Genomic DNA, 19,630 nt, shown 5'->3' with positions numbered 1-19,630 from the left:
CAGCATTTTAATGCCTTGTTCGCACCCAGTCAGCTGACCGCGAGTGACTGTATATATTACAACCGAGAACACCTGCCACCCCCGAGTCAATTCGCGTTGATGGCGGATGCTTCTCGTGGCATGCATGCCAGCAGCCAATAAAGCCCAATCGTACGCAAAGGCCCATGCTTCTGGGGCCGCTGCTCGGCAGGCAGCAGCAACAACGCCAGCCAACGGCGCCTGCGTGGCAGCTGCAACAACGGTGGCAGGGCCGAAAGCGGCTTCCCGTAGCGCTCCTGAAACAACTCTGCTTGGCGCAAGACCTCGCGCAAACGACCACCAGCAGCCGGATTCTGCAGCAGGCATTGGAGGCGTTGACACCAATAGCTGAGCCCAAGCCCCTCTGCTCCGAGCACATTGCCACCATGCTGGCGGTAAAGCACCCCGGGGGCCTTCACAAGGGCAATCTCCCCGAAAACACTGGCCACCAAGGCCAGCCACCAATCGTGCATCAGCGACTCTGCTGGGATTGGCAGAGCTTTTTGCAACAAGGCGCGATTCAGCAGTGCCGTACAACCAGTCACGACATTGGTGAAAGCCAGATCAACTGGAGCGATGCGCTGCGGATTAAGGCATTGACGCCGCAGATAAAGGCAGCCCAGCGGCCGAGACTGGGCATCCACAAGCTCCAGGTCGCTGTGCAGCAACAGCGGAGTGGCCGACCCATGACATAGCTCCAGCCGTTGCATCAAAGCCATCGACTGCTCCAGCTTCTGGGGCAACCAGAGATCATCTTGATCAGCCAGGGCCACGTAGGGAGCCGTGGTGGCCTGCAGCAGACGATTCACATTGGCGCTACAACCAACGTTGCCGTCGGCTGGCAACACCTGAAGCCATGCGCCATAATAGTCTTGCAGTGCAAGAATCAAAAAGGCGGTTCCATCACTGGAGCCGTCATCGCGCAGCAGCACACGAAGCGGCCGCAACGTCTGCGCATGAATGGACGCCAGCTGAGCCTCCAAGTAAGGCGCACCGTTGTAAGTGGGCAAGATCACCTCAATGAGTGCTCGACTCACCACAATGCCCAGCCCCACTTCCTGAAATAGTGCCAGGCACTGATGAGATTCACCAACGTCAAGTAGGCATTCCGATAGTTTCCTTTGCCCCAGTTGTGCACCAACGAGGCAACCGGCAGGTGGACACAACAACCGTGGAGAGAAAGCAAGCGCGTTAGGTCAGCATCTTCCAGATACAGGAAGTAACGCTCATCAAAGCCACCCACGCGCTCAAAGGCCGCGGTGCGCACCAACATGCAACAGCCGCTGAGATAGGTGGCCGGGAAAACCTGCTGATAATCCTGTTCCGCCATCACATACCACTGGTCGTAGCGCGTTAGCCAACGGGGCTTGCACCACTCGGGCAGGAACCGACGGCTGAATAGACCCAGCAACGTTGGATTGCGCTTGCAAAGGCGCTGCACCTCGCCACTTGGATTCACAATCTGCGGGACAGCCAGGTTGACCTGCGGGTGCGCCTGCAACCAGAACAGCAACTGGAAAAATGTACCATCCGCCCAGGAGAGGTCGGTGTTCAGAATGCCGATGTAGGGAGGTGCGCCACCAGGGCGATTCAGCAGAAAGCGAAACAGCTGATTCACAGAGCGGCCATATCCTGGATTGTTGCGATTGACCAGAAAACAATCAGCGCCCTCGGCGAGCCGATCCACCGGCTCCCCGATGCGATGGTCATTCACCACCACGGCATAGCCAATCTGGGCCGGAAGCCGGGCTAGGCAGCGCTGCAACTGGTCCACTTCCTCCACACCCGGGTGATAAGCCACGAGAAGCAAAAGCAGCTCGCGGGCCATAGGATATGGGGCATCTCCAGCCAAAACCTGATCCGCACGTCTCTGAGCCATCAGCCGTGGGATCCCTGCACGCACCAACGGGCGCAACCAGAGGCGCTGCAGACAAGCCCAGCCGCCAAAAACAGTGGCCAATGAGAGCAAAGGCAGCCAATCCCGATCGGCCAAAACCCAGATCATGCACATGAAGGTGATTCCCAGTGCCAGCAGAACGCACACCAGAAGTCTGAGCAGCACCCGGCGAGCGGGCATCAACGGCCAGCGCAAATAGAAATAACCGCCGACTAACCAGGAAACAGCAAAAAAAGCCGCAAGAAAAAGAACAACATTGATGGGCGTCACCTGCATCGTCAGGATCCGCCACGCCAGGGCGACACCGAGAAGATCAAGGCCCACATTCAGGGCCAGCAGCGGCATCGATCGCTCCAGCAGCCCTGCTACTCGGTGGTAGCTATCAGGCATCAAGACGCCATGATCGATACCGAGCGGGTACCAATCCGCTCACCTTGATAACCCGCGCGCAGGCGCACCTGCCGGCACCAGTCGAGATTGGCGAGCGTCCAACGCACCGTGGCTTCCAGCCCCTGCTCAAAGCTGTGCTGGGGTCGCCAGCCCAGCTCCGTGCTGATCTTGGTGGCATCGATGGCGTAGCGGCGGTCGTGGCCAGGGCGATCCGCCACCGCCTTGATCAAGCGGGCGTGGGGCGCCGCGGCAGGCCGCAAGTGATCCATCAGCGCACAGATCGACTCCACCACCTGCTTGTTGGTGCGCTCGCTGGCGCAGCCGTGATCGCCCGCGCCACCCACGCAGTAGCTCTCGCCCAGCCGGCCGCGGGTGGCCGCCAGCAACAGGGCCTCCACGTGGTCTTCCACGTAGAGCCAGTCGCGCACGTTGCCGCCATCCCCATAGAGCGGGATCGGCTCGCCGGCCGCCGCCTTGAGAATCACCACCGGAATCAGTTTTTCCGGAAACTGCCAGGTGCCGTAGTTGTTGGAGCAGTTGGTGAGCACCACCGGCAGGCCATAGGTGTGGTGCCAGGCCCGCACCAGATGGTCGCTGGCGGCCTTGCTCGCCGAGTAGGGGCTGCGGGGGTCGTAGGGAGTGGTTTCGCTGAAGCGCCCCTGCGGCCCCAACGAACCAAACACCTCATCGGTGCTGATGTGGTGGAAGCGAAACCCCTCCTGCCGCGCAGGGGGCAGCTGCTCCCAGTGAGACCGCACCGCCTGCAGCAGGTTGAAGGTACCCGTCACATTGCTTTCCAGAAAGGCACCGGGTCCATCGATCGAGCGGTCTACATGGCTCTCCGCCGCCAGGTGCAGCACCAGATCCGGATCGGCCTGGCGCACCGCTGCCGCTGTGGTCTGCGCATCCACCAGATCAACCTGCAGCAACTGGTGACGCCCCTCAGCAGCCGAGTCCAGCTGGGAGAGGGTTTGCTCAATGCTGGTGAGATCGCTGGCATAGCCGAGCTTGTCGAGATTGAACACAACAGCTGTGCTCTCACGCAGCAGGCGCCGCACCACCGCACCTCCAATGAAACCCGCACCGCCGGTCACCAGCACCCGCGTCCCTGGAACTAGCCAGTCGGTCATCAGCAGGGTGAATTGCTGCAATCAAACCTAGTCGGCGGCCCAGATGACGTCTTCGGAGCCTGTCAAAGCCCCCCGCCCTTGAGCACGGTTTTGATCGTGCGGAACAGGATCACCAAATCCAACCACGTGCTGAAGTGCTTGAGGTAGTAGAGGTCGTAGGAGAGCTTGAGCTCCACGTCCTCCACGCTGGACGCATAGGGTGCGCACACCTGGGCCCAACCACTCAGGCCCGGCCGCATCCAGTGGCGTTTGCGGTAGTGGGGAATGCGTGCCTCCAGCTCTTCCTCCAGCTCAGGCCGCTCAGGCCGCGGCCCGATCAGGCTCATGTCACCACTGAGCACCTGCAGCAGCTGCGGCAGCTCATCCAGCCGCAATCGGCGCAACCAAAGCCCCACCCGGGTGATGCGTTCATCACCCGGCACGGTCCAACACGCAGGTGCGTTGGCCGGGGCCACGCCCATGGTGCGCAACTTAAACACCACAAAGCGGCGCCCCAGCCAACCACTGCGTTGCTGCATGTAAACCACCGGCCCGCGGTCTTCCAGCCAGATCAGCACTGCCGCCAGCAGCATCAACGGGCTGCTGAGCACGAGCAGCACCGCGGCCACCAGCACATCAGCCACGCGCTTGAGCTGACGCTGCAGGCTGAACAGGTTGTTCCACGGCAAATCGTCGTAGTTGAGCCAGGGGTCGGGCACCAGCTCGGGAGGCAGGCGCTCCAGTTGGCGCTCCAACAAGGTGAGCGGCGTGGTGAGGTTGACCTCGCGCGGATCGCGACTCTCCAGTTGCTCCAAGAGCTGGCGATGGCGGGGATCTTGACGCAGCGAAGGCGCCACGGCCAGCACCAGGGGGGGGCTGGCCTCGAGAGCCTGCTCCAACGCCAGCCGCCGCAGCGGCTGGCGGGGGGGGGTGCGCCTCCAGGCCTCCAGCACCGGCTGCACATCAGCGTCTGCTCCCACCAACAGGCACTGGGCCTGCTCCGGCAACAACACGCCACGCCGCAACAACCCGCGCACCAGCAGCGACCACAACAGCAACGGCAGCAACCACTGCGCCTGGGTGCTGCGATGCACCAACCAAATCAACTCAGGCGGATTGACCAGCAGGCGAGCCACCGCCACCGCCACAACCATGGCCAGGCCCGTGATCAACACCCGCTGGATCACGGCCCGCAAGGGCAGACGCCGCCAGCGCAGCACCGTGTAGCTGCCAAACAGCCAGCCCAGGCCCAGATAAGCCAAGGCCGTAAACGCCACCCAGCCCATCTGCGGGGCGAGGGGCCGCGACTGGTAGATAGCAAAAAGCGCCAGCAAGCCCAGCAGCCCCGCTAGATCCAGAGCCGCACAAAGAAACAGGTTGCGGCGGGGATTACGCCAGGACAAACGGCCAACTGCGGGCTGGATTGAACTTAAGCGGCACCTAAGCAGTTCTCACCTCGGGGTCCAACCGGGCAATCACCCCCCCCAACGCCGCGCGCCAGTGCAGCGGCTCGAGGTTCAGCGCCTGGCGGCTGGCAGTGCAATCCAGCAGCGAATAGCTGGGCCGCCGCGCGGGCGTGGGGTAGTCGGCGGTGGTGATCGGCGCCACCGCAGCCGCGCCCTCCAGCAGACCTGCAGCCACCCCCAACTCGCCGATGGCCACTGCGAAGTCGTACCAACTGGCCGCACCCGCGTCGCTCCAATGCAGGATCCGCGGGCCATCCGCGTAGGGGCCAATCGCGCGCCAGCAGGCCGCGGCCAAGGTGAGGGTGCTGGTGGGGCAGCCCACCTGGTCGGCCACCACGCCGAGGGGCTGGCCGGATGCCGCCCGCTCGCGATGCAGACGCAGCATGGTGCAGCAGAAATTGCGCCCAACTGGCCCATAAACCCAGCCGGTGCGCAGCACCCGAGCCCCCGGCAGCGCCAGCGCGGCCGCTTCGCCGGCCGCTTTGGAGGCGCCATACACGCCCAAGGGAGCCACCGGCTGCTCTGGCCGGTAGGGGCTGCCCTGCTCGCCGTTGAACACAAAATCGGTGCTCACCTGCAACAGCCGGCCGCTACCGGCGCCGTTGCGCCGATCCAGCGCCGCCAGGGCCTCGGCAAAGGCCGCCGGGGCGCCAGCGTTCACCGCCTGGGCCAATTCCGGCTCGCGTTCCGCCTGGTCTACCGCGGTGTAGGCGCCGGCATTGAGCACCCAATCCGGCCGATGCTCCAGCACCGCCGCGCGGCAAGCCTCCGGCTGGGACAGATCCACAGCCAGCGCCTGGTTTCCGCCACCGCGGCTGGTGACGATCAGCTCCACCTCGGGCGGCTTGGAAGCGATCAGCGCCTGGCCCAGCTGGCCGGCGGCGCCGGTGAGCAGCACCTTCATGGCCGGGAGAGGGTCAACATCGTCGCCATTGTGGACAGCCGGGCTGGGATGGGCCCCGGGTGAATGACCTAATCTAAGAATTAGTAATTCACCTGGGGGCGGCCGTGCGCAGCACCATCACCAGCCGCGGCCAAACCGTGATCCCGGCTGCCATCCGTGATCGCTTTTCTCTGGGCCCTTCCAAACGCCTGGAATGGATTGTGGAGGCCGATGGCTCCATCCGGGTGCTTCCCGTTGACCCATCACCGGTGAAGGCCTTTCGCGGCACGGGCAAGCGCGGCGGCTCCACCCAACGCATGCTCGCTGAGCGTGAGGCCGAGCGCACCGCTGGTTGCTGATGGCAACGCTGATTCTGCTGGACACCTCTGCATTGCTCACCTTGCGCGACGACGAGCCCGGCGCCGACCGGGTGGAACAAGCCTTCGAGCAACCGCAGCACTGCTACGCCTGTTTTCTGAGCCGCATGGAGGTGCTCTACCGCGTTTGGAAGGACGAAAATGAGCGCGCTGGCCGCCTGGCCTATGAGCAGCTCAAGGCTTTGCCCTTGCAGTGGGTTGAGGCCTCAGAGCCCCTGCTGGAGCGAGCCGCCGGCATCAAGGCCTGCCATTCCCTGTCGCTCGCAGATGCCTGGATCGCTGCCGCCGCCCAGCAGATCGGCGCCACGCTGCTGCACAAAGACCCTGAATTCCGCGCTGTTACCGAGCTCTCCCAGGAATGGCTCGGCTGAGCCTCCTGGGCTGCGGTGATGCGTGCTGTGATGTTCCGCGTTGCGTTGGGAAATCTGTACAGCCTGTACAACATCCCGTAGAAGCCTGAAAGCAAAAGGTTTCCTGCCAATTGGGGTAAGCCGATCGCTGACGCTCCGCTGCTGCCGGATCCATCGGGGATTCCTCGGCGCGCTCAGGAATGGCTGGGTTGATCCTTCTGGTCCAGCTCAAACGGAAAGCCAAGGCGGTAGGCCCGGCTGCGGCCGGCGCCGATCGGCGTGAGGGCCTGAAGTTCCACCAGCTCGCTGAGATCGCGCCAGGCCGTGGCCCGGCTTGCCTTGGTGAGTCCGATGGCTTTGCGCAGGGTCATCCCCCCTTCAAATCCTTGGGGTTCGGCATCCAGCAGACGGTTGAGCAGCTTCTGCTGCCGCGCATTGAAGCCGCTATGGCGATGCCGCCACCAAAAAAGCGCCTTGGCCTGCACTGCGGCCACCACCGCCTGGTTGCTGAGAGCCGCCGCCGCCACCTGCTCCAGAAACCACTGCAGCCAGCGCGTCACCTCCAAATCGCCCCGTTGGCAGCGCTCGAGCTCCTGGTAGTAGTCCTGCCGTTGCTGCTGGATCCGGGCCGAGAGCCCCAAGGCACGAGCCATTAGTGGATCGGTTCGCTTCGCTTGGGTCTCTGGCCTCGGGATCTGGGCCAGGGCTCGATCGGTGAGGGCCCGGGCCAGTCGACCGTTGCCATCGTCATAGGGATGCAGGGTGACCAACCACAGATGGGCCAGCCCTGCCCGCACCAAGCCATCCAGCTGCAGAGACGGGCCGTTGAACCAATCCAACAGCAGCGTCAGCTGGCGATCCAAACCGTCCCGTGGAGGAGCTTCGAAATACAACCGTTCCCGACCAATCGCACCCGACACCACCTGCATCGGCAGCGATCCGCGCAGATCGCCAATGGCAATGGCCCGCAACCCATCGGGCCCCGCAGCAAACAGATCCGCATGCCACTGATGCAAGGCTGAAAGCGTCAGTGGCACGCCCAGCTCAGCCGTAGCCACCAGCAACAGCTGCACGACTCCTTCCACCTGGGCGCTGGCATGCGGCGTAGACGACCCCGGTGGATCTGGAGGCAACTGAAAACGCCGAGCCACCGAGGAACGCACCTCGGCTGGATCCAGCCGCTCCCCCTCAATGGCTGCCGTACTGACGCTCTCGCGGCTCACAAGCGCCGTTAGGGCCTCACGGTCCAGGCCGGCATCCAACCCATCCAGCTGCTCAGCCAACCGCTGACGCTCAGCTGCTGCCTGCAGCAGCGCTGGCCGAAGTGCGACTCCATCCCAACGAAAGCTGGGCCAGTCGGGCTGCTGCCAGATCCATCGAGGCTCCATCGGATCAACCTAATCGCTTCATTGAGCGAAGCGATTAGCGGGCTCGATTCGCTTCATGGCTGAAGCAGGAGAGCTGGCAAGCCACCCACGTTTGATGCGCACTAAAATGCGCACACCTGCAACCTCGGCCATGCGTACCACCCTGGAGCTGCCCGACCCCCTGTTTGCCCGCCTGAAGGCCCGAGCAGCCCATGAGCACGTGACGCTCAAACAGCTGCTGCGCAGCTATGTGGAACAGGGCCTCAGCGCAACTCCCCCCTCTGCAGCAACGCAGCGCACGGCAGAAAGCCTGCCCCAACTGCACAGCTCCCTCAGCATCCCCAGCCACAACCTGAGCAACGCCTGGCTGTTTGAAATGCTCGAAGCTTGAACTCCCACGCCGATCCAGCGGATCTCCCCGATCTGAATGTGTGGCTGGCTCTGGCCGCAACGGATCACCCACACCACAAGCAAGCACTGCACTACTGGGAGAAACAGGCTTCCGCTGAGGTGCTGTTCTGCACCGTCACAGCGCTGGGGCTAATCCGATTGGTGAGTCAACCGAAACTGATGGGCACGGCGGTGCTGGCTTCAGCGGAAGCCTCGGCGCTCCTGCAAGGGTTCTGCCGCCAACCTGGTGTAGCCATGGCAGCACCCGAGCACAACGGCTGGGAGCTCTTTCACAGCCTGCTCTCCAGCGCCGAGCTGCCGGCCCGGCTCCACACCGATGCTTATCTCGCCGCCCTAGCGATCGCCAATGGCTGGCGACTGGTGAGCTTCGACCGCGATTTCGAACGCTTCAAAGGCCTGAACTGGCTGCCACTCTGACGTCAGCTGAACAGATCAGTAGCTGGCAGCTCCGCCAGCAGCGGAGCCACGGCATCCTTCTCCGACAGCTGGGGCTCTGCGCCCGCCAGGCCCTCGCGCGGCCAGGCGATCGCCAGCGCGGGATCGTCCCAGCGGATGGCGCGCTCGCAATCGCGGCTCCAGAAGTCGGTGGTTTTGTAGAGCACCTCGGCCTGCTCACTCAGGGTGAGGAAGCCGTGGGCAAACCCCGGCGGCACCCACAGCTGCTGATGGTTTTCGGCGCTGAGCACCACACCCACCCACTGGCCAAACGTGGGCGAACTGCGGCGGATGTCCACCGCCACATCAAAAATCTCCCCCAGCACGCAGCGCACCAGCTTTCCCTGGGGATGGGGCGGCAGCTGGTAGTGCAAACCCCGCAGCACCCCCCGGCTGGAGCGCGAGTGGTTGTCTTGCACGAAGCCGAGCACGGGCTGGCCATCGGCCGCCAGCAGCTCGGCAAAGCGCTGCTGGTTCCAGCTCTCGAAGAAAAAGCCGCGCCCATCGCCAAACACCCGCGGCGTCAGCAACAACGGGCCCGCAACGGACACGCCCGCCGCCGTGGTGAGGGTGTCAGCTTGCATCGGGGGTCTCCAGAAGTTGCAGGAGGTAGTCGCCGTAGCCGCTCTTGCGCAGCGGGGCAGCCAAAGCGGCGAGCTGCTCGCCACTGATCCAGCCCAGCCGCCAGGCCACCTCTTCGGGGCAGCCCACCTTGAGGCCCTGGCGGTGCTCCAGGGTGCGGATGTAGCTGCCGGCCTCATGCAGCGACTCACAGGTGCCCGTATCCAACCAGGCCATGCCCCGGCCCATCAGCTCCACCTTGAGCAGGCCCTCCTCGAGATACATCCGGTTGAGGTCAGTGATCTCAAGCTCCCCCCGGGCCGAGGGCTGCACCCGCCGGGCCCGCTCCACCACGGTGTCGTCGTAGAAATAAAGGCCAGTCACGGCATAACAGGAGCGCGGCTTGGCGGGCTTCTCCTCCAGGCTGGTCACCCGCCCCTCGCCATCGAAACCCACCACGCCGTAGCGCTGGGGATCCCGCACGGGATAGGCAAACACCGTGGCCCCGGCTCGATCGCCGTTGCAGCCCTGCAATTGCGGGCTGAGGTCGTGGCCGTGGAACAGGTTGTCGCCCAGCACCAGGGCCGCCGGCGCACCAGCCAGGAAGTCGGCACCGATCAGAAACGCCTGGGCCAGCCCGTCGGGGCTGGGCTGCACGGCGTAGTCGATCGTCATGCCCCAGCGGGTGCCATCGCCGAGCAGCCGCTCAAAAGAGGGCCGATCCTGGGGCGTGGTGATGATCAGCACCTCCCGGATTCCCGCCAGCATCAGTGTGCTGAGCGGGTAATAAATCATCGGCTTGTCAAACACCGGCAGCAGCTGCTTGCTCACCGCCTGGGTGATCGGATGAAGCCGGGTGCCACTGCCGCCGGCCAGGATGATGCCCTTGCGAGCCATAGGGCGCACTCCGCTGGGAGAATGGTGCCATGGCAGCTCAGTCAGGGCTGTCTACACTCAGAGGAGTGTTGCTACACACCGCCCGCCATGGCGCTGAACATCCGCAACAGCGAAGCCGATCGCCTGGCTGGCGAAGTTGCGGCTCTCGCCGGTGAAACCAAAACAGCTGCTGTGATCCAGTCGCTGCACGAACGGCTCGATCGCCTGAAACAGCAACGGCAACAGGCGTCCAAGGGGCGTGAATGCCTCGCCGATCGCCTCAATGAGATTGCCCTGCGTGCGGCTAGCCGTCCCGTGATCGACAGCCGCAGCCCTGAAGAGATCCTCGGCTACAACGCCATCGGCGTTTCCGGCTGATGGTGATCGACCCTTCCGCCGTGCTGGCGATCCTTCAAAACGAGCCGGAGCGGGCTGCCTTCAACGCCGCCATCGCTGCAGCCGATCAACGGCGCCTGTCCGCCGCCTCCCTGGTCGAACTCTCGATCGTGGTGGAGGCCCGCTTCGGCATCGACGGCCAAAGTGACCTCGACCTGTTCCTGGCCACGGCGAACGTGGCAATTGTGCCGTTCAACGCCGATCAGGCACAGATCGCCCGTTCGGCCTTCCGCCGCTTCGGCAAAGGCCGCCACCCTGCAGGCTTGAACCTGGGTGATTGCTATTCCTACGCCCTGGCACAGTTTTGCGCCGCACCACTGCTGTTCAAGGGCAACGACTTTGGCCTCACGGATATCCAAGCGGTGATCGCTTGAAGCTTGAGGATGGTGCGATGGCAGCACTGCGGCTCCTGATCCACGCCCCGGGGGCCCCAGGCTTGCGCTGGTTTGGCCTCGGCCCGGGCCTGCGACCCACCCGGGGCCTGTGGAAGCTGCAGCGACTGTTCAACAAGCACGCCTTCTGGGCCCAGGGGCGCACCATGGCGCAGCTGCGCAGGCTGCTGGCCGGCAGCACCGTGGTGGTGAGCCTATGGCAGGGCAAGCGCCTGGTGGGCTTCGGCCGGGCCAGCAGCGATGGCATCTACCGCGCCGTGCTCTGGGATGTGGTGGTGGCCGGCGACCTGCACGGCCAGGGCCTCGGCCGCCGGGTGGTGGAAGCCCTGCTGGCCACTCCGGCCCTGCTCGGCGTCGAGCGCATCTACCTGATGACCACCAACAGCGCCGGCTTCTACGAGCAGCTGGGCTTCCGCGCTGCGGAGCCCCAGGTGCTGCTGGTAAAACAAGCAGCGAGCCGGCCCCAGCGCGATGGCGGCTCTTCCGCCTGAGCCGAGCAGGGCAACGACGAGGAGAGCAACGCCGCGCACTGTGCCAAAAGCTGTACAGCCTGTACAGAATTCCGGAGCACGCGCAAACGCAGCACCCACCGCGCCGCCGTCACCTCAGCAGCCCACTCAGCCAGGCAGAGCCGCCATCAAGCTGCCCATTTCCAGCGCCTGCAGGCCGTAATTCCAGCCCAGGTTGCTCTTGATGCCAGCCCGCTCCAGCGCCTGCTGCAGGGTGTCGGTGGTGAGCACGCCGAAGATCACCGGCACGCCAGTGGAGCGGCCCACGGCGGCCACGCCCTTGCTCACCTCGGCCACCACCACGTCGAAGTGGGGGGTGTCCCCGCGAATCACGGCCCCCAGGGTGATCACCACCTGGTAGCGACCGCTGGCCGCCAAGCGCTGGGCCACCAGGGGAATTTCGAAGCTGCCGGGCACCCAGGCGATGTCGAGCTGGGCACTGGTGGCACCGGTATCAATCCCGTGCCGGCCCAAACAATCCAGGCAGCCGCTCAGCAGCTTGCCGGTGACCAAATCATTGAATCGCGCCACCACGATGGCGATTCGGAGGCCGCTGGCGCCGGTGAAGGTTCCTTCGAAGCTGGCCACGGAGTTGGTGTGCGAATGCCCTCAGGCTACGCAGCGGGACTGAAAGCCCTCAGACCACAAAGATGCTCATGCCCCAGTTGAGCAGCACCAGGGCCACCCAGGCGATGCCGCCGAGCAGGATCAGGCGATTGGAGCGGCCGGAATCTTCACTGCTGGCGTACAGCACCGGCACCGCCACGATCAAGGCGAACGACAGCACCACCAGGGCCAGAACGGTGAGGGTGTTGAGGATCTGCATGGCGAATGCGGCGAGTGGCGCGGAGCCAGATCAGAACTGAGCCTGATCAAGTCAGTGGGCGGATTCTCACACGACGGGCCGGCCCCGTGCCGAGCGCCCCTGGCGATCCTTCACAAGTTGTGGGGTGAGCCACCAGGCCGACGCGCCTACGATCGACGCCCTCCTGTGCATGCCCCTCGCCGTGGCCGCGGAAGCCGACCAGCAGCTTTCGCTCGCCGCCGCCCTGGGCCTGCCCGAGGAGCCCGTGCACCCGGCCGCAGCCCCCACCGAGCCCGAACCGCTCCCCACAGGCTCAGCGCGGCCCCGCACCCGCCAGCGCCAGCCTGCCCCAGAAGCTGCGCCGGCAGCCCCCCCAGAGAGCGACACCGACCTGCCCGCCTGGCACCACCACGGCCTGGTGGAACCGGAGCAGCTCACACCGATGCTGCGGCACTACGTGGAGCTCAAGCGCGCCCACCCCGACCGGGTGCTGCTCTACCGACTCGGCGACTTCTTCGAGTGCTTCTTCGAAGACGCCATCACCCTCTCGCGCCTGCTGGAGCTCACCCTCACCGGCAAGGAAGGCGGCAAGGGCATCGGCCGGGTGCCGATGGCGGGCATTCCCCACCATGCCGCCGAGCGCTACTGCGGCGAACTGGTGCGCCGCGGCCTCTGCGTGGCCCTCTGCGACCAACTCGAAACCACACCCGCCAAGGGCGAGCTGCTCAAGCGCGGCATCACCCGGGTGCTCACCCCCGGCACGGTGCTCGAGGAAGGCCTGCTGGCCGCCCGCCGCAACAACTGGCTCTGCGCCGTGGTGCTGGAGGGCGCCGGCAGCTCAGCCGCCCGCTGGGGTCTGGCGGTGGCCGATGTCAGCACGGGCGAATTCCGGGTCACCGAGCGCGAAGGCAGCGACGCCCTGCACCAGGAGCTGCTGCAGGTGGAAGCCGCCGAGGTGCTCTGGCCCGCTGCCGCCAGCTCAGACGCCACCAGCCCCGCCTGGTGCCCCGACGCCCTGCGACTGACGCCCCTGCCCCGCACCCCCTTTGAAGCGCTGGAAGCCAGCACCACCCTCAAGCAACGCTTCAGCCTCGCCAGCCTCGCGGGCCTGGGGCTGGGCGAGCTGCCCCTGGCGCTGCGGGCGGCCGGCGGCCTGGTGGCCTACCTCGACAGCACCCTGCAGGAGCAGCAGGTGCCGCTGGATCCCCCCACCACCTGGCACGCCGGCGACCAGCTGGTGCTCGATGCCGCCACCCGCCGCAACCTGGAGCTCACCAAAACCCAGCTGGGCGGCCAGCTGCAGGGCTCCCTGCTCTGGGCCCTGGATCGCACCCACACCGCCATGGGCGGCCGCTGCCTGCGCCGCTGGCTACAGGCGCCACTGGTGGAGCGCGTTGCAATTCTGGAGCGTCAGGGCGGCGTCAGCGAGCTGGTGGCCCAGCGCTCCCTGCGGCTGGCGATCCGCCGGCTGCTGCGGCCCATGGGCGACCTGGAGCGCCTGGCCGGCCGCGCCGGCGCCGGCAGCGCCTCGGCCCGGGATCTGGTGGCCTTGGCCGATGGTCTCGAACGGCTGCCCCAGCTGGCCGCGCAGCTCGCCCAGGCCACCAGCGCCCCGCTGCAGGCCCTGGCCCGCCCCTGGCCCGAGCTCCACACCCTGGCCGCAGCGCTGCGCCACACCCTGCTCGACACCCCGCCCCTGTCGCTCACCGAGGGCGGCCTGATCCACGACAGCGTCGACCCCACCCTTGATGAGCTGCGCAACCAGCTCGACGACCAGGACGCCTGGCTCGCCCAGCAGGAAACCGAGGAGCGCCGGCTCAGCGGCATCAGCACCCTCAAGCTGCAATACCACCGCACCTTCGGCTACTTCCTGGCGGTGTCCAAGGCCAAGGCCGCAGCCGTGCCCGAGCACTGGATCCGCCGCCAGACCCTGGCCAACGAGGAGCGCTTTGTCACCCCTGCCCTACGCCACCGCGAAGGCGCCATCCAGCAGCTCAAGGCCCGCGCCGCCCAGCGCGAATACGAGCTGTTCTGCGCCCTGCGGGCCCAGGTGGGCGAGCAGGCCGCCGCCATTCGCCACGCCGCCCGCCTGGTGGCCGAGCTCGATGTGATCGCCTCGCTGGCCGAGGTGGCCGCCACCAGCGGCTACTGCTGCCCCGAAATCACCGACCCATCCGGCCCCGAAGCCCGCCTACTAACTATCGAAGCCGGCCGCCACCCGGTGGTGGAGCAGCTGCTGGTGGAGGAGCCCTTCACCGCCAACAGCGTGAGCCTGGGCGGCGCTGACCATGGCCCTGACGATGGCGCCGGCCCCGATCTCATCATCCTCACCGGCCCCAACGCCAGCGGCAAAAGCTGCTACCTGCGCCAAACCGGCCTGCTGCAGCTGATGGCCCAGATGGGCAGCTGGATCCCCGCCAAATCGGCCCGCCTCGGCATCGCCGACCGCATCTTCACCCGCGTCGGCGCCGGCGACGACCTGGCGGCCGGCCAGTCCACCTTCATGGTGGAGATGGCCGAAACCGCCAACATCCTTCACCACGCCACGCCGCGCTCCCTGGTGCTGCTCGACGAGATCGGCCGCGGCACCGCCACCTTCGACGGCCTCTCAATCGCCTGGGCCGTGGCCGAACACCTGGCCACCCCGCCCGAGCGCGGCGGCCTCGGCGCCCGCAGCATCTTCGCCACCCACTACCACGAGCTCAACGCCCTGGCCGAGCTGCTGCCCAACGTCGCCAACGCCCAGGTGCTGGTGCAGGAAACCGGCGACGCCCTGGTGTTCCTGCACCAGGTGGCCCCGGGCGGCGCCAGCCGCAGCTACGGCATCGAAGCCGCCCGCCTCGCCGGCGTGCCGGCGGCGGTGGTGCTGCGCGCCCGCCAGGTGCTGGGCCGCATCGAAGCCAACAGCGTCGTGCGCGTGGATCAGGAGGAAGCCGGCGGGGCAGACGGCGCGCTCGCCGCCTGAAGCCAGGCAGCCCGCAGCAGGGCGTTGCAGGCGGCGGCCACCAGTCCGGCTCCGCCCTTGGAGCCCTCGAGCCGGATGTGGGCCAGGCCACTCGCAGCCAGGTGACGCTTGCTCTCCGCCACCCCCACAAACCCCACCGGCATGCCGATCACCAGGGCCGGCTTTGCACCTTGTGCCAGCAACACCTCCAGGGCTGTGGGCGCGCTGCCGATCAGCACCACCGCAGGCTGCTGCAGCTCCGCCAGGGCCGCGGCCATGCCCGCAGCTGTGCGCGTGGAGCCCGCTGGCGCCTGATCCGGCGCCCAATCCAGCACGCTGCGCACCGGGTTGCCGAAGGTGCGCCGCGCCATTGGCGCCACCGCCGCCGCCGCCATCGCCGTGTCGGTGAGGATCGGCGCCCCGGCCGCCAGGGCGGCCAGTCCTGCCTCACAGGCCCCCGGCGACCAACGCAGCTGGGCCGCCAGGCTCGGATCGCCGCTGCTGTGAATCAGCCGCAACAGCACGTCCTGCTGCAAGGGCGTCAGCGGAGCCAGTGCCGCCGCCACCCCCGGCAGCTCCCGAATCAGCCGCAGGCTCTCGCGAAAGATCGGGTGATCAAAGGCCTGCTCAAACGCCTGCTCGCCTTCTGAAGGCATGAACAACGGCAGCAAACTCAGCCCAGGTTGTGCCCTGTCGACGCAAGTGCTCCTAAATTCTGTACAGCCTGTACAGAATTAGGCACACACCCGACGACGACCCCACCGCAGCGCCGTGACCAACCCCGACACAACCCTGGGCGTGGAGGAGGCCCGCCGCCGGCTCCCGGAACTGCTGGAGCGGGCCGCTGCAGGCGAGCACTTCGTCATCCAGCGGCATCGCACCCCGATGGCCGCCCTGGTGCCGCTGGCGGGGCGAGCACCCACCGATCCCCGCAGGCGCCAGCAACAGGTGCAGAGCCTGATGGCTCTGCAGGGCAGCGGCCGCGGCTGCTGGGACCCCAACCAGCGCCACCCGGCGCGGCCGGCACCGCCGCCACCGGCCTTCGTGCAGCCGGTTCAAAACCTCGGCCCCCAGGCTCCAGGGCAACGCACCTTCAATCCGCGGCTGCTAGCCCAGGGCTCGCGAATCGCCCTCGATGGCACGGCCCTGGTGGCGTTCCTGGCAGATGCCAAGAACGCCGGCAAGCATCTCCAACCCCTGATGCAGGGCATCGCCGCGGGCTACTGGATCGGGGTCGTGAGCGCCGTGAGCCTGATCCGGGTGCTCGAGGGGCCCCTGGCCCAAGGCGACGAGGCCCTGGCCCAGCGCTACGCCAAGGCGTTCGACAACCCCCAGCACTGGCAGCTGGTGCCCGCCGATACGGCCATTGCGGCAGCGGCCGTGCGCCTGCGCCGCCAGGAGCCCCAGCTCGATGACAACGCGGCCATCGAGCTGGCCACCGCCATCCAGGCCGGCGCCGCGGTGCTGGTCACCGACCATCCCGCCCTGGCCCAAACTGGCCAGCACCCCGTGCTCAGCGCCCTGCGCCTCTGAGCCCCCACCCCATGCCCATTCACCTGTTCTGGGGCGATGACGAGGCGGCCCGCAACCGTGCCGTGGAGGCACTGGTGCAGGAGCAGCTCGATCCCAGCTGGGCCAGCCTCAACCTCAGCCGCCTCGATGGCAACGACAGCGCCCAGGCGGCCCAGGCCCTGGAAGAGGCCCGCACGCCCCCCTTCGGCGCCGGCGCCCGGGTGGTGGTGCTGCAGCGCAGCCCGTTCTGCAGCCAGTGCCCGGCCGAGCTCGCAGAAGGCTTTGAGGCGGCCCTGGCCCAGGTGGCCGACGGCTGCCACCTGGTGCTGGTCAGCCCCGGCAAACCCGACGCCCGCCTGCGCACCACCAAGGCCCTGCAGAAGCTGGTGAAGGCCGGCGAGGCCAGCGAGCAGAGCTTTGCCCTACCGGCCATCTGGGACGGCGCCGGCCAGGTGGAGCTGGTGAGCCGCACCGCCCGGGAACTGGAGCTGAAGCTGGAGCCGGCCGCCGCCGAAGCCCTGGCCGACGCCGTGGGCAGCGACAGCGCCCGCCTAGCCAGCGAGCTCGAAAAACTGAGCCTCTACGCCGACCCCGACACGCCGATCACCCTGGACGCCGTGCAAGCCCTGGTGGGCGGCCAGAGCACCAGCGCCCTGGCGGTGGGCGATGCGCTGCTAGCGGGTCAGCCGGCCGAGGCCATCGCCCGGCTGGATGCCCTGCTGGAAGCCAATGAACCGGCTCTGCGCATCGTGGCCGCCCTTACCAGCCAGATCCGCGGCTGGCTCTGGGTGACGCTGCTGGAGCGCGCCGGCGAGCAGGACGTGGCCGTGATCGCCAAGGCCGCCGGCATCGGCAACCCCAAACGCATCTACGTGATGCGCAAACAGATCCGCGGCCGCCAGCCCGCCGTCTTCCTGCGCCTGCTCAGCCAGCTGCTCGATGTCGAAGCCGCCCTCAAACGCGGCACAGAAGCCGGCGACGCCTTCCGCGACGGTTTCCTGCTCAGCTCCTAAGCCCAACCCCCACCACAGACCAGGACGGATAATCAACCCTTCTCTCCCAGACCCCCACCGCCGCCGCCCCCGCCATGGCCCTGCTGGTTCAGAAATTTGGTGGCACTTCGGTGGCCGATGTGGAGCGGATTCAGGCGGTGGCCCGCCGCATCGCCCGCTGCCGCGAGGACGGCCATGAACTGGTGATCGTGGTGTCGGCGATGGGCCACACCACCGACCAGCTCACCGGCCTGGCCCGAGCCATCAGCGCCAACCCGCCCCAGCGGGAGATGGACATGCTGCTGGCCACCGGCGAGCAGGTGTCGATCGCCCTGCTCTCGATGGCGCTCCATGCCGAGGGCGTGCCAGCTGTCTCGATGACCGGCACCCAGGCCGGGATCGTCACCGAGTCGGCCCACGGCCGTGCCCGCATCCTCGAGATCCGCACCGAGCGGCTGCAGCGCCTGCTGGCCGAGGGCCAGGTGGTGGTGGTGGCGGGCTTCCAGGGCACCAGCAGCGGCGCCGGCGGCACCCCGGAGATCACCACCCTGGGCCGCGGCGGCTCCGACACCTCGGCGGTGGCCCTGGCCGCAGCGCTCGGGGCCGACGCCTGCGAGATCTACACCGATGTGCCCGGCGTGCTCACCACCGACCCCCGCAAGGTGGCCGATGCGCAGCTGATGGCCACCGTCACCTGCGACGAGATGCTCGAGCTGGCCAGCCTCGGCGCCGCCGTGCTGCATCCGCGGGCGGTAGAGATCGCCCGCAACTACGGCGTGCCCCTGGTGGTGCGCTCCAGCTGGAGCGAGGAGCCGGGCACCCTGCTCACCAGCGGTGTGGCCCGGCCGATTGGCCACGAGGGGCTGGAGCTGGGCAAGCCAGTCGATGGCGCCGAGCTCAATACCGACCAAGCCGTGCTGGCCCTCTCCCACGTGCCCGACCGGCCCGGGGTGGCTGCCCAGCTGTTCGAAGCCCTGGGCGCGGCCGGCCTCAACGTCGACCTGATCGTGCAGGCCACCCACGAAGGGGCTTCCAACGACATCGCCTTCACCCTGGCGGCCGCCGAAAGCGACCGGGCCCAGCTGGTGTGCCGTGAGGTGCTGGCCGGGATGGGGGCAGCGCTGGGGGATGGCGGCGCCCAGCTCAGCGCCGAAGCGGGCCTGGCCAAGCTGAGCATTTCCGGCGCCGGCATCATGGGCCGGCCGGGCGTCGCCGCTCGCCTGTTCGACACCCTGGCCCGTGCCGGCATCAACCTGCGCCTGATCGCCACCAGCGAGGTGAAGGTGAGCGTTCTGGTGGCCGGGCACCAGGCCGCCAAGGCCCTGCGGGCTGCCGCCGAGGCCTTCGAGCTGCCCGATCAGCACCTGCGCCGCGATCCAGGGCCCTGCCATCTGGGCGATCCAGCCGTGCGCGGCGTCGCCCTCGACCGCGACCAGGCCCAGGTGGCCGTGCAGCGCCTGCCCGACCGCCCCGGCACCGCCGCGGCCGTCTGCCGCACCCTGGCCGATGCCGGCATCAGCCTCGACGCGATCGTGCAATCGGAGCGCACCCATGGCGACAGCACAGCTGGCCTGAGCCGCGACATGAGTTTCGTGCTCAAGCGCGACGATCTGGCCCGGGCCGAGCAGACCCTGGCCCCCCTGCTGCGCCAGTGGCCCGGCGCCCACTTCGAGCAAGGGCCCGCCATCGCTCGCATCAGCGCCGTCGGCGCCGGCATGCCCTGCACGCCCGGCACCGCCGCCCGCATGTTCCGCTGCCTGGCCGATGCCGGCATCAACATCGAGCTGATCGCCACCAGTGAAATCCGCACCAGCTGCGTGGTGGCCGAAGCCGACGGCGTGCGGGCGCTGCAGGCTGTCCACGCCGCCTTTAACCTGGGTGGGGCCATCAGCCACCGCGCCGAAGGCACAGAAGCCCCCGTCTGAAACACAAGCCTGGAG

22 protein-coding genes are annotated in these 19,630 nt (G+C 67.2%); 11 read left to right on the top strand and 11 right to left on the bottom strand.

Features of this window, described 5'->3' with window-relative positions; genetic code table 11:
• Positions 1–86 precede the first annotated feature (86 nt).
• The 5 genes from KBY57_RS04105 to rfbD all read right to left on the bottom strand — a co-directional run bounded on the left by KBY57_RS04105 (position 87) and on the right by rfbD (position 5,784).
• A complete protein-coding gene (locus KBY57_RS04105) occupies positions 87–1,034 on the bottom strand; it encodes a glycosyltransferase family 2 protein (RefSeq protein WP_254994590.1) in 948 nt (315 codons plus the stop codon).
• A gap of 17 nt (positions 1,035–1,051) precedes the next feature.
• Positions 1,052–2,305, bottom strand: a complete 1,254-nt coding sequence (locus tag KBY57_RS04100; protein ID WP_254994589.1) for a glycosyltransferase family 2 protein — start codon at positions 2,303–2,305, stop codon at positions 1,052–1,054.
• Complete coding sequence (gene rfbB / locus KBY57_RS04095) at positions 2,305–3,435, bottom strand: dTDP-glucose 4,6-dehydratase (RefSeq protein WP_254994588.1); 1,131 nt, start codon at positions 3,433–3,435, stop codon at positions 2,305–2,307. The genes KBY57_RS04100 and rfbB overlap by 1 nt, the downstream gene beginning before the upstream one ends.
• Before the next feature lie 62 nt (positions 3,436–3,497).
• Complete coding sequence (locus tag KBY57_RS04090; protein WP_254994587.1) at positions 3,498–4,817, bottom strand: sugar transferase; 1,320 nt, start codon at positions 4,815–4,817, stop codon at positions 3,498–3,500.
• A 37-nt stretch (positions 4,818–4,854) separates the two neighbouring features.
• Positions 4,855–5,784: a dTDP-4-dehydrorhamnose reductase gene (gene rfbD / locus KBY57_RS04085; protein ID WP_254994586.1), complete on the bottom strand. Its 930-nt coding sequence runs from the start codon at positions 5,782–5,784 to the stop codon at positions 4,855–4,857.
• Between the two features lie 104 nt (positions 5,785–5,888).
• On the opposite strand from rfbD, the gene KBY57_RS04080 reads away from it, so the two are divergent.
• Together KBY57_RS04080 and KBY57_RS04075 are read left to right on the top strand one after the other, a co-directional pair.
• Complete coding sequence (locus KBY57_RS04080; RefSeq protein WP_254994585.1) at positions 5,889–6,122, top strand: AbrB/MazE/SpoVT family DNA-binding domain-containing protein; 234 nt, start codon at positions 5,889–5,891, stop codon at positions 6,120–6,122.
• A complete protein-coding gene (locus KBY57_RS04075; RefSeq protein WP_254994584.1) occupies positions 6,122–6,511 on the top strand; it encodes a PIN domain-containing protein in 390 nt (129 codons plus the stop codon). Before KBY57_RS04080 ends, KBY57_RS04075 begins: the two co-directional genes overlap by 1 nt.
• Before the next feature lie 173 nt (positions 6,512–6,684).
• On the opposite strand, the gene KBY57_RS04070 is transcribed toward KBY57_RS04075, so the two are convergent.
• A complete protein-coding gene (locus KBY57_RS04070; protein WP_254994583.1) occupies positions 6,685–7,878 on the bottom strand; it encodes a Fic family protein in 1,194 nt (397 codons plus the stop codon).
• 130 nt (positions 7,879–8,008) lie between these two features.
• Between KBY57_RS04070 and KBY57_RS04065 the strand changes: the two genes are divergently transcribed.
• Entirely contained in the window at positions 8,009–8,248 is a 240-nt protein-coding gene (locus KBY57_RS04065; protein ID WP_254994582.1) for a hypothetical protein, read from the top strand.
• Positions 8,245–8,685 carry a TA system VapC family ribonuclease toxin gene (locus tag KBY57_RS04060; protein ID WP_254994581.1) on the top strand — a complete coding sequence of 147 codons (441 nt, stop codon included), beginning with the start codon at positions 8,245–8,247 and terminating at the stop codon, positions 8,683–8,685. The genes KBY57_RS04065 and KBY57_RS04060 overlap by 4 nt, the downstream gene beginning before the upstream one ends.
• A gap of 2 nt (positions 8,686–8,687) precedes the next feature.
• On the opposite strand, the gene rfbC is transcribed toward KBY57_RS04060, so the two are convergent.
• A complete protein-coding gene (gene rfbC / locus KBY57_RS04055) occupies positions 8,688–9,287 on the bottom strand; it encodes a dTDP-4-dehydrorhamnose 3,5-epimerase (RefSeq protein WP_254994580.1) in 600 nt (199 codons plus the stop codon).
• The gene (gene rfbA / locus KBY57_RS04050; RefSeq protein ID WP_254994579.1) at positions 9,277–10,161 is read right to left on the bottom strand and encodes a glucose-1-phosphate thymidylyltransferase RfbA; all 885 of its coding nucleotides are present in this window, start codon (positions 10,159–10,161) and stop codon (positions 9,277–9,279) included. Before rfbA ends, rfbC begins: the two co-directional genes overlap by 11 nt.
• Before the next feature lie 87 nt (positions 10,162–10,248).
• On the opposite strand from rfbA, the gene KBY57_RS04045 reads away from it, so the two are divergent.
• Genes KBY57_RS04045 through KBY57_RS04035 form a run of 3 tightly spaced genes read left to right on the top strand, consistent with a single transcriptional unit; the run spans position 10,249 to position 11,419 of the window.
• The gene (locus tag KBY57_RS04045; protein ID WP_094559017.1) at positions 10,249–10,518 is read left to right on the top strand and encodes a type II toxin-antitoxin system VapB family antitoxin; all 270 of its coding nucleotides are present in this window, start codon (positions 10,249–10,251) and stop codon (positions 10,516–10,518) included.
• Positions 10,518–10,910, top strand: coding sequence for a type II toxin-antitoxin system VapC family toxin (locus tag KBY57_RS04040; RefSeq protein ID WP_094559016.1), 393 nt, complete (start codon positions 10,518–10,520; stop codon positions 10,908–10,910). The genes KBY57_RS04045 and KBY57_RS04040 overlap by 1 nt, the downstream gene beginning before the upstream one ends.
• Positions 10,911–10,927: 17 nt before the next feature.
• The gene (locus KBY57_RS04035) at positions 10,928–11,419 is read left to right on the top strand and encodes a GNAT family N-acetyltransferase (protein WP_254994578.1); all 492 of its coding nucleotides are present in this window, start codon (positions 10,928–10,930) and stop codon (positions 11,417–11,419) included.
• A 126-nt stretch (positions 11,420–11,545) separates the two neighbouring features.
• Here the strand turns inward: KBY57_RS04035 and ribH are convergent, their stop codons facing one another.
• Together ribH and psbZ are read right to left on the bottom strand one after the other, a co-directional pair.
• Complete coding sequence (ribH, locus tag KBY57_RS04030) at positions 11,546–12,025, bottom strand: 6,7-dimethyl-8-ribityllumazine synthase (protein ID WP_254994577.1); 480 nt, start codon at positions 12,023–12,025, stop codon at positions 11,546–11,548.
• Between the two features lie 49 nt (positions 12,026–12,074).
• On the bottom strand, positions 12,075–12,263 hold the full coding sequence (psbZ, locus tag KBY57_RS04025) for a photosystem II reaction center protein PsbZ (protein ID WP_254994576.1): 189 nt from the start codon (positions 12,261–12,263) through the stop codon (positions 12,075–12,077).
• 169 nt (positions 12,264–12,432) lie between these two features.
• Here psbZ and mutS point away from each other — a divergent pair, with 169 nt between their 5' ends.
• Positions 12,433–15,207: a DNA mismatch repair protein MutS gene (gene mutS / locus KBY57_RS04020; RefSeq protein ID WP_254994575.1), complete on the top strand. Its 2,775-nt coding sequence runs from the start codon at positions 12,433–12,435 to the stop codon at positions 15,205–15,207.
• On the opposite strand, the gene KBY57_RS04015 is transcribed toward mutS, so the two are convergent.
• Entirely contained in the window at positions 15,165–15,842 is a 678-nt protein-coding gene (locus KBY57_RS04015) for a precorrin-8X methylmutase (protein WP_254994574.1), read from the bottom strand. The genes mutS and KBY57_RS04015 overlap by 43 nt on opposite strands.
• A 115-nt stretch (positions 15,843–15,957) precedes the next feature.
• On the opposite strand from KBY57_RS04015, the gene KBY57_RS04010 reads away from it, so the two are divergent.
• The 3 genes from KBY57_RS04010 (at position 15,958) to KBY57_RS04000 (ending at position 19,615) form a co-directional block, all read left to right on the top strand.
• Positions 15,958–16,719 carry a PIN domain-containing protein gene (locus KBY57_RS04010; protein WP_254994573.1) on the top strand — a complete coding sequence of 254 codons (762 nt, stop codon included), beginning with the start codon at positions 15,958–15,960 and terminating at the stop codon, positions 16,717–16,719.
• Between the two features lie 11 nt (positions 16,720–16,730).
• A complete protein-coding gene (holA, locus tag KBY57_RS04005; RefSeq protein WP_254994572.1) occupies positions 16,731–17,711 on the top strand; it encodes a DNA polymerase III subunit delta in 981 nt (326 codons plus the stop codon).
• Between the two features lie 74 nt (positions 17,712–17,785).
• Positions 17,786–19,615, top strand: a complete 1,830-nt coding sequence (locus tag KBY57_RS04000; protein ID WP_254994571.1) for an aspartate kinase — start codon at positions 17,786–17,788, stop codon at positions 19,613–19,615.
• The last annotated feature ends 15 nt before the right edge of the window (positions 19,616–19,630 follow it).

Source organism: Cyanobium sp. Aljojuca 7D2, assembly GCF_024346415.1.
Classification (GTDB): domain Bacteria; phylum Cyanobacteriota; class Cyanobacteriia; order PCC-6307; family Cyanobiaceae; genus Cyanobium_A.
This window is presented reverse-complemented; position numbering and strand designations above follow the sequence as displayed.

Excerpts from the sequence above, each read along its gene's own strand:
- KBY57_RS04065 (WP_254994582.1), top strand. The coding sequence starts at position 8,009 with ATGCGTACCACCCTGGAGCTGCCCGACCCCCTGTTTGCCCGCCTGAAG.
- KBY57_RS04040 (WP_094559016.1), top strand. The coding sequence starts at position 10,518 with ATGGTGATCGACCCTTCCGCCGTGCTGGCGATCCTTCAAAACGAGCCG.
- KBY57_RS04000 (WP_254994571.1), top strand. The coding sequence starts at position 17,786 with ATGGCCCTGCTGGTTCAGAAATTTGGTGGCACTTCGGTGGCCGATGTG.
- KBY57_RS04045 (WP_094559017.1), top strand. The coding sequence starts at position 10,249 with ATGGCGCTGAACATCCGCAACAGCGAAGCCGATCGCCTGGCTGGCGAA.
- psbZ (WP_254994576.1), bottom strand. The coding sequence starts at position 12,263 with ATGCAGATCCTCAACACCCTCACCGTTCTGGCCCTGGTGGTGCTGTCG.
- KBY57_RS04075 (WP_254994584.1), top strand. The coding sequence starts at position 6,122 with ATGGCAACGCTGATTCTGCTGGACACCTCTGCATTGCTCACCTTGCGC.
- rfbB (WP_254994588.1), bottom strand. The coding sequence starts at position 3,435 with ATGACCGACTGGCTAGTTCCAGGGACGCGGGTGCTGGTGACCGGCGGT.
- rfbC (WP_254994580.1), bottom strand. The coding sequence starts at position 9,287 with ATGCAAGCTGACACCCTCACCACGGCGGCGGGCGTGTCCGTTGCGGGC.
- KBY57_RS04100 (WP_254994589.1), bottom strand. The coding sequence starts at position 2,305 with ATGCCTGATAGCTACCACCGAGTAGCAGGGCTGCTGGAGCGATCGATG.
- rfbA (WP_254994579.1), bottom strand. The coding sequence starts at position 10,161 with ATGGCTCGCAAGGGCATCATCCTGGCCGGCGGCAGTGGCACCCGGCTT.
- mutS (WP_254994575.1), top strand. The coding sequence starts at position 12,433 with ATGCCCCTCGCCGTGGCCGCGGAAGCCGACCAGCAGCTTTCGCTCGCC.
- holA (WP_254994572.1), top strand. The coding sequence starts at position 16,731 with ATGCCCATTCACCTGTTCTGGGGCGATGACGAGGCGGCCCGCAACCGT.
- KBY57_RS04035 (WP_254994578.1), top strand. The coding sequence starts at position 10,928 with ATGGCAGCACTGCGGCTCCTGATCCACGCCCCGGGGGCCCCAGGCTTG.
- KBY57_RS04070 (WP_254994583.1), bottom strand. The coding sequence starts at position 7,878 with ATGGAGCCTCGATGGATCTGGCAGCAGCCCGACTGGCCCAGCTTTCGT.
- KBY57_RS04015 (WP_254994574.1), bottom strand. The coding sequence starts at position 15,842 with ATGCCTTCAGAAGGCGAGCAGGCGTTTGAGCAGGCCTTTGATCACCCG.
- rfbD (WP_254994586.1), bottom strand. The coding sequence starts at position 5,784 with ATGAAGGTGCTGCTCACCGGCGCCGCCGGCCAGCTGGGCCAGGCGCTG.